At 59.4% G+C, this 7,583-nt stretch carries 8 protein-coding genes; 7 read left to right on the top strand and 1 reads right to left on the bottom strand.

Annotated elements, in window-relative coordinates; genetic code table 11:
- The coding region (locus IBX54_RS10345) for a YcaO-like family protein (protein ID WP_296542576.1) at positions 1-1,074 on the top strand (1,074 nt) is incomplete at its 5' end.
- Between the two features lie 162 nt (positions 1,075-1,236).
- Positions 1,237-2,007 (top strand): peptidoglycan editing factor PgeF, encoded by a 771-nt coding sequence (pgeF, locus tag IBX54_RS10340; protein ID WP_296542575.1) that lies wholly within the window; start codon positions 1,237-1,239, stop codon positions 2,005-2,007.
- Here the strand turns inward: pgeF and IBX54_RS10335 are convergent.
- Entirely contained in the window at positions 1,936-2,223 is a 288-nt protein-coding gene (locus IBX54_RS10335; protein ID WP_296542574.1) for a hypothetical protein, read from the bottom strand. The two genes, pgeF and IBX54_RS10335, sit on opposite strands and share 72 nt — an antisense overlap.
- Before the next feature lie 106 nt (positions 2,224-2,329).
- Here IBX54_RS10335 and phaC point away from each other — a divergent pair, with 106 nt between their 5' ends.
- From phaC to IBX54_RS10310, 5 genes are all read left to right on the top strand, one after another.
- Positions 2,330-4,054, top strand: a complete 1,725-nt coding sequence (gene phaC, locus IBX54_RS10330; RefSeq protein WP_296542573.1) for a class I poly(R)-hydroxyalkanoic acid synthase — start codon at positions 2,330-2,332, stop codon at positions 4,052-4,054.
- Positions 4,055-4,094: 40 nt separating this feature from the next.
- Entirely contained in the window at positions 4,095-5,273 is a 1,179-nt protein-coding gene (locus IBX54_RS10325; RefSeq protein WP_296542572.1) for an acetyl-CoA C-acetyltransferase, read from the top strand.
- Between the two features lie 46 nt (positions 5,274-5,319).
- The gene (gene phbB, locus IBX54_RS10320; RefSeq protein ID WP_296542571.1) at positions 5,320-6,057 is read left to right on the top strand and encodes an acetoacetyl-CoA reductase; all 738 of its coding nucleotides are present in this window, start codon (positions 5,320-5,322) and stop codon (positions 6,055-6,057) included.
- 98 nt (positions 6,058-6,155) lie between these two features.
- Complete coding sequence (locus IBX54_RS10315; protein WP_296542570.1) at positions 6,156-6,794, top strand: DUF6806 family protein; 639 nt, start codon at positions 6,156-6,158, stop codon at positions 6,792-6,794.
- Between the two features lie 175 nt (positions 6,795-6,969).
- On the top strand, positions 6,970-7,422 hold the full coding sequence (locus IBX54_RS10310) for a transposase (RefSeq protein WP_296542569.1): 453 nt from the start codon (positions 6,970-6,972) through the stop codon (positions 7,420-7,422).
- Positions 7,423-7,583 lie beyond the last annotated feature (161 nt).

Genomic DNA, 7,583 nt, shown 5'->3' with positions numbered 1-7,583 from the left:
GACGTGCCCGAGGCCGTGATTGCCCGCTACCCGCGCATCGCGCGTGGCATTGCCGCACTGCGCGAGGCCGGTTTCGGCATTCTGGTCAAGGATGCCTCGCTGGGCGGCCAGTACCCGGTGATGAATGTGACGCTGCTGAACCCGCTCGACCAGGGTTGTTTTGCCAGCTTTGGTGCGCACCCGCGTTTTGAAGTGGCGCTGGAGCGTGCGCTCACCGAGCTGCTGCAGGGCCGCGCGCTCGATGCGCTGTCAGGCTTTCCGGTGCCTGGCTTCGACCTGGAAGAAGCCGCCAGCTCGACCAATATCGAGATTCATTTTGTGGATTCCAGCGGTGTCATTCACTGGAAGTTTCTGGGCGATGTGCCTGACTTCGAATTTGTCGATTGGAACTTCAGCAGCACCACGGCCGAAGACTACGCCTGGAGCCTGGCGCGCCTGCACCAGGACGGCCACGAAGTCTATGTGGCCGATTTCGAGCAGCTCGGCGTTTATGCCTGCCGCATTCTGGTGCCGGGCTTGTCCGAGATCTACCCGATTGACGACCTGGAGTTCGAGAACAACAGCATCGCCAACGATTTCCGTGAAGCCGTGCTGAACCTGCCCGACCTCGATGACGAAGAGTGCGCCGACCTGCTCGACACCCTGAACGAATCCGGCCTGGCCGACCACCGCCCGGTGGCGTGCCTGATTGGCCTGGCCGCCGATGCCGGCTCGTTCTGGAGCGACCTGCGCCTGGGCGAACTCAAGACCCTGCTGGCGCTGGCCGTAGGCGACGAAGCCGCCACGCTCGAAGGCTGCGAATGGATTCTGAACTTCGACCAGGTCAACCCGCAACGCAAACGGGTCTATGCCTGCATTCAGAATCTTATCAACCTTGCCGACATTGGTGACAGCGGCCCTTACCTCGACACCCTGGCGCTGCTGTATGGTGCCGGCCCGCTGGCGCAAGCGCACGCGCTCATCATGCAGGAAGACCGCTTCATGGGGCTGGGCGCCCCCGGCCTGGCGCTCGACGGCTGCGAAATGCACCACAAACTGCTGGCTGCTTACGACAAGATTCATGCCGCTGTTTGATGTTGTTGTGGGCGCGGCGCCTTGTGGGAGCGGCGCCCTCGCCGCGATTGCCTCCAACAGCCATCGGCCCGAGGGTGGGCCTCCCACAATTCACAACAGCCATCGGCCCGAGGGCGGGCCTCCCACAAATGCTGGGCCTCTCACAAAGGCAGGGGCTGAAATATGCTGATTCCCGACTGGCCGGCACCTGCCGGGGTGCACGCGATGTGCAGCACACGCACTGGCGGGGTGTCTGCTGCGCCCTTTGATAGCCTGAACCTCGGTGACCATGTGGGCGATGACCCTGCCCATGTGGCTGCCAATCGGGCGATTTTTCAGGAGGTGATTGGCGCAAAGCCGGTTTTTTTGAATCAGGTTCACGGCTCCCAGGTGGTGACTCTGGATGCCTCAACCCCCGACGGCACCGTGGCCGACGGCTGCCTGAGCGACCGACCGGGCCTGGCTTGCACCGTGATGGTGGCCGACTGCCTGCCAGTGCTGTTCGCTTCGGCCGATGGTCGCCGTGTGGCGGCGGCCCACGCCGGTTGGCGAGGTCTGGCGGGGCAGGGCGGCGTGGGCATTCTCGAGACGACCGTCGAGCGCGTGCGAACTAAAAACAGGCAGGTCAACGCCGGTCAGACCGTTGAGATCATCGCCTGGCTCGGGCCGTGCATTGGACCGACAGCTTTTGAAGTGGGTGAAGAGGTGCACGCGGCTTTCACCGCAAGCGATCCACTGGCGGGCGACTGTTTCACCCCCTTGGTTGCTGGCAAATGGCTGGCTGACCTGGCTGAACTTGCACGCTTACGGCTGCACGCCTTGGGTATCAGCCAGATTTATGGCAATGACAGCAGCGCTGCCTGGTGCACCGTAGGCAATGCCTCACGCTTTTTTTCTTACCGGCGCGACCGCGTCACCGGCCGCTTTTGCGCCAGCATCTGGCGTGAGGGCTGATGCCTCCTGCGCAGTCTGAAGTTCGGCGCTTTCCTTTGCCCTGATGGCACGCCTGCGGGCCGGTGTTCCCATCACATACAACACCAGTGCCAGCGGCAGCACACCATACAAAACAAAGGTGATGATGCCGCCCAGCAGCGTGCCGGTGCTGTGCGTGGCTTCGGCCACAGCCATGAGAATGGCCACATAAAGCCAGGCGATTGCGACGATGTACATGAAGGCGAAGTAATTTTTGAGGACAATTGAGGATGTCAGGTTTTCGAAGGCCTTGGCCAACGATACTAGCGCACTCGACAATTGACCAACTCAGATAGGGATACGCATGAAGGAAGACGTTCAAGAGCTTTGGCTCCAATCGGCCAAAAATTTTCAGCAAACCATGGTCGAGAGCATGACCAAGGCTTTTGAGTCGTTTCAGAACATTGATTTAGGCGAGGCCAGTGCCAAGCTGATGACTCCTGTTGTCCAGCACCCCAAAATCAAGTTTTCGCCAGAAAAACTGCAGGCGCTGCAACACCAGTACATGCGAGAGGCTGGTGATTTATGGGCCGACAGCGTTCAGGGCAAGCTGACCGTCACTGACCGACGCTTTGCCGACGCGGCCTGGGCAGAGAATTCGGTGGCCAATTTCACCGCCGCCGCTTACCTGCTCAACGCCAAGACGTTGATCCAATTGGCCGATGCGGTAGAGACCGATGCAAAAACCCGCGCCCGCATCCGCTTTGCCGTTGAACAAATCAACGCTGCCACCGCCCCCAGCAACTTCATGGCCCTGAACGCCGAGGCGCAACGAAAAGCGATTGAAACCCAGGGCAAGAGCATCGCCCAAGGGATTCAAAACATGCTGCACGACATTCAGCAGGGTCATGTGTCGATGACCGACGAGAGTGTTTTTGAAGTCGGCAAGAACGTGGCCACGACCGAAGGTGCCGTGGTCTTTGAGAACGAGTTGATTCAACTCATCGAATACAAGCCCCTGACCGAAAAAGTTCATGAAAAACCATTTTTGCTGGTCCCTCCCAGCATCAACAAGTTTTATATCCTTGATTTGCAGCCCGAGAACTCGCTGATCCGCTATGCCGTGGCCCAGGGCCATCGCACGTTCGTGGTGAGTTGGCGCAACCCCGATGCCTCGCTGGCCAAAGCTACTTGGGACGACTTCATTGAAAACGCGGTCATCAAGGCCATCAAGGTCACGCAAGAAATTACCGGTGCCAAAAGCATCAACGCGCTGGGCTTCTGCGTGGGCGGTACCATGCTTGGCACTGCGCTTGCCGTATTGGCGGCACGTGGTGAAAAGCCGGTGGCCAGTGCCACGTTCCTGACGGCCATGCTCGACTTTGCCGATACCGGCGTGCTCGACGTGTTCATTGACGAAGGCTTTGTCAAATACCGCGAGCAGGAAATGGGCAAGGGTGGCCTGATGAAGGGCAAAGACCTGGCCAGCACGTTCAGCTTTTTGCGTCCCAACGAACTGGTCTGGAACTATGTGGTGGGCAATTACCTCAAGGGCGAAAGCCCGCCGCCCTTCGACCTGTTGTACTGGAACAGCGACTCCACCAACCTGCCAGGCCCGTTTTACGCTTGGTACCTGCGCAATACCTATCTTGAAAACAACCTGACCAAGCCGGGCAAGGCCACAGTCTGTGGTGAAAAGATCGACTTGAGCCTGATCGACATCCCGGTTTACATCTACGGCTCGCGCGAAGACCATATCGTGCCGATTGGCGGCGCTTACGCCTCCACCCAATACCTGTCGGGCAAAAAACGCTTTGTCATGGGTGCCTCCGGCCACATTGCCGGCGTCATCAACCCACCCGCCAAAGGCAAGCGTAGCCACTGGATTCGCGAAGACGGCAAATTGCCCAAGACGGTTGACGAATGGCTGGGTGGCGCCACTGAACACAAGGGCAGTTGGTGGACCGACTGGTCCAACTGGCTGGCCGACCAGGCAGGCACAGAGATTGCCGCACCCAAGACCTATGGCAAGGGCAAATACAAGGTCATCGAGCCCGCTCCTGGCCGCTACGTCAAGGCCAAAGCATAATTAATCCGTTTTATTTTTTAACTCGACTTCAGGAGACAACATGGAAGATATCGTTATCGTTTCAGCAGCGCGTACCGCAGTGGGCAAATTTGGCGGCTCGCTCGCTAAAATTCGGGCCCCCGAGCTGGGTTCCACTGTCATCAAGGCCCTTTTGGCCAAAAGCGGTGTGTCAGCCGACCAGATCGGTGAAGTCATTCTGGGCAATGTGCTCACGGCTGGCTTGGGACAGAACCCGGCGCGTCAGGCCTTGCTGAGCAGCGGTATCCCCAAAGAGGCTCCGGCACTCACCGTCAATTGCGTCTGCGGCTCGGGCCTCAAGGCGGTGGCGCTGGCTTACCAGGCCGTCGCCACGGGCGACAGCGAAATCGTCATTGCCGGTGGTCAGGAAAACATGAGCGCTGCGCCGCATGTGCTGCCAAATTCGCGTGATGGCCAGCGCATGGGCGACTGGAAGATGGTTGACACCATGATCTATGACGGTCTGTGGGACATCTACAACAACTACCACATGGGCATTACCGCAGAAAACGTAGCGCGTACGTGTGGCATCAGCCGTGACATGCAAGATGCCATGGCATTGGCCAGTCAGCAAAAGGCCGCTGCCGCGCAGGATGCTGGCCGTTTCAAAGACGAAATCGTCGATGTGCTGATTCCACAGCGCAAGGGCGATCCGCTGGTGTTCAACGCCGACGAATTCCTCAACCGCAAGACCAACGCCGATGCGCTGGCGGGCTTGCGTCCGGCCTTTGACAAAACCGGTAGCGTGACCGCTGGCAATGCCTCCGGCATCAACGACGGTGCCGCCGCCGTGATGGTCATGACCGCCAAAAAAGCAGCGGCCCTTGGGCTGACACCGTTGGCGCGGATTGTCTCATTTGGCACCACCGGGCTGGACCCGGCGCAGATGGGGTTGGGTCCGGTGACCGCCTCGCGCAAGGCGCTGTCGCGCGCCGGTTGGAGTGTGGCTGATGTTGATTTGTTTGAATTGAACGAAGCCTTTGCTGCACAGGCTTGCGCCGTGAACCAAGAGCTTGGTGTGGATCCGACCAAAGTGAACGTGAACGGTGGTGCCATTGCCATCGGTCACCCGATTGGTGCGTCCGGCTGCCGTATTTTGGTGACCTTGCTGCACGAAATGCAGCGCCGCGATGCGAAAAAAGGCCTTGCCAGCCTGTGTATCGGTGGCGGTATGGGGATTGCCCTAGCCGTTGAACGCTGATTCGCCGTTCATAATCACAGCTCAACATTCTTAAGAGGAGAAGTTCATGAATCAAAAAGTAGCATACGTCACCGGTGGTATGGGTGGCATCGGAACCGCCATCTGCCAGCGCTTGAGCAAAGAAGGCTTCAAGGTCATTGCAGGTTGCGGCCCAACCCGTGATCACGCCAAGTGGTTGGCCGAACAGGCTGCGCTGGGTTTCACGTTTTACGCGTCGGCCGGCAACGTGGGCGACTGGGATTCCACCGTGGAAGCATTCTCCAAAGCCAAGGCAGAGCACGGCAACATCGACGTGCTGATCAACAACGCCGGTATCACCCGTGACCGCATGTTCGTCAAAATGTCGCGTGAAGACTGGGACGCGGTGATCGAAACCAACCTCAATTCCATGTTCAACGTGACCAAGCAAGTGGTTGGCGACATGGTTGAAAAGGGCTGGGGTCGCATCATCAACATCTCCAGCGTGAACGGTGTCAAGGGCCAGGCGGGTCAAACCAATTATTCGGCTGCCAAGGCAGGCATGCACGGTTTCAGCATGGCCCTGGCGCAAGAACTGGCCACCAAAGGCGTGACCGTCAACACCGTGAGCCCGGGCTACATCGGTACCGACATGGTCAAGGCGATCCGCCAGGAAGTGCTCGACAAGATCATTGCCACCGTACCGGTCAAGCGTTTGGGCGAGCCCTCTGAAATCGCGTCCATCATCGCCTGGCTGGCGTCGGAAGAAGGCGGCTACGCCACCGGCGCCGAGTTCTCGGTCAACGGTGGTTTGCACATGGGCTGAGGCGGGTGTGTTTTAGCGCCGGGCTGCGGCATTTTTTGGCTTCTTTCAGGTCTTCGCAAGCTTGCGGGGCCTGAAGATTGTCTCGTACACTAAAGCCTATGGCACGCTACAACACCCCTTTTGAAATCCACGTGCATGGCCAGGTGAGCCTGCGTGGTGATGTGAACTATGAGCATCTGCAAGATGCGCTCAAACCGCTCTGGAAATACGCCGGAGGTCGCTCGCTTGCCGATGCAGTAGTCAGTTTTTACGAAGACGAGCCCGGTATTCAGTTCGATGCCAAAGACCATGTACTGCAAATGTGCTGGACCGTCGAGGGCGACGACGACTTTCGCCAAGTGCTGGACGAAATGTGCATGAACCTCAACGATGTGGCCCTGACCGGTGCAGCCATCGAGGTGACCTTTTACGACACCGATTTCGAAGACGAGGACGAAGACACCGACCCCGAGGCCGAGTCGCGTGACGACTTCATCATGCTGTTTGTCGGCCCCGATCCGGCCGCCATCATGCAGGTGCAGCGCGACTTGCTGGTGCAAGACGTGATCAGCCTGATGGAGCGCCATTTTGATGGTGCCGAGCTCGGTGGCGTGGTGGCGGCGGTCGATCAGCTGTTCAGCCAGCGCTTCAACGACCTGGTCAATTCACTGCAACTGGGCAAGCCCCCCCGTGGCTCAGGCGGATTGGGCGGCATGGGCCACGGCAGCGGCGGCCGCAAGCCAAGGCATTTGCATTAATTTTCGGCCATTGTGGGGGCCTTTGCCTTTGTAGGAGGCCCGCCCTCGGGCCGATGGCTGTTGGGGTCAATCGCGGCGAGGGCGCCGCTCCCACAGGGGCATGGTGGCTGTTTAAATTTTGTGGGAGGCCCGCCCTCGGGCCGATGGTTTTCCGCAACCAATTTTGGACCTCCACATGCCAACAATGGCACCCAAACCCCACTCCAGTGACCTGCGCAAAGGCAGGGTGTCACTCTCCGGCCAGATTTATCACATCACCACGGTCACGACTGACCGGATGCCTGTCTTTGCGGAGTGGCGGTCGGCGCGCGTGTTGATCAACGCCCTGCGCGAGGCCCAAACACGCGGCGCGGCGACCACTTTGGCTTTTGTCGTGATGCCTGACCACCTGCATTGGTTATTGCAGCTGGAGGGCGATGCATCGTTGCCAAAAGTGGTGGGTTCGGTCAAGGCGGTGGCGGCGCACAAGTTGGGCCAGCAGATTTGGCAGGGCGGGTTTCATGACCATGCCTTGCGCCGTGACGACGATGTGATCGAGACCGCCAGGTACATCGTCGCCAACCCGCTGCGTGCGGGTTTGGTGGACCAGTTGGTCGATTATCCGCATTGGGATGCCGTCTGGCTGTAGTTTTGTAGGAGGCCCGCCCTCGGGCCGATGGCTGTCGGAAGTCAATCGCGGCGAGGGCGCCGCTCCCACAGGGTCATGATGGCTGTTTGAAATTTGTGGGAGGCCTGCCCTCGGGCCGATGGCTGTCGGAAGTCAATCGCGGCGAGGGCGCCGCTCCCACA

The sequence above is a fragment of the Rhodoferax sp. genome (genome assembly GCF_014859475.1).
In the GTDB taxonomy this organism is placed as follows: Bacteria; Pseudomonadota; Gammaproteobacteria; order Burkholderiales; family Burkholderiaceae_C; genus Rhodoferax.
The sequence above is the reverse complement of the archived record's forward strand: the minus strand, read 5'-3'. Positions and strand labels throughout refer to the sequence as shown.

Excerpts from the sequence above, each read along its gene's own strand:
- pgeF (WP_296542575.1), top strand. The coding sequence starts at position 1,237 with ATGCTGATTCCCGACTGGCCGGCACCTGCCGGGGTGCACGCGATGTGC.
- IBX54_RS10335 (WP_296542574.1), bottom strand. The coding sequence starts at position 2,223 with ATGTACATCGTCGCAATCGCCTGGCTTTATGTGGCCATTCTCATGGCT.
- phaC (WP_296542573.1), top strand. The coding sequence starts at position 2,330 with ATGAAGGAAGACGTTCAAGAGCTTTGGCTCCAATCGGCCAAAAATTTT.
- IBX54_RS10325 (WP_296542572.1), top strand. The coding sequence starts at position 4,095 with ATGGAAGATATCGTTATCGTTTCAGCAGCGCGTACCGCAGTGGGCAAA.
- phbB (WP_296542571.1), top strand. The coding sequence starts at position 5,320 with ATGAATCAAAAAGTAGCATACGTCACCGGTGGTATGGGTGGCATCGGA.
- IBX54_RS10315 (WP_296542570.1), top strand. The coding sequence starts at position 6,156 with ATGGCACGCTACAACACCCCTTTTGAAATCCACGTGCATGGCCAGGTG.
- IBX54_RS10310 (WP_296542569.1), top strand. The coding sequence starts at position 6,970 with ATGCCAACAATGGCACCCAAACCCCACTCCAGTGACCTGCGCAAAGGC.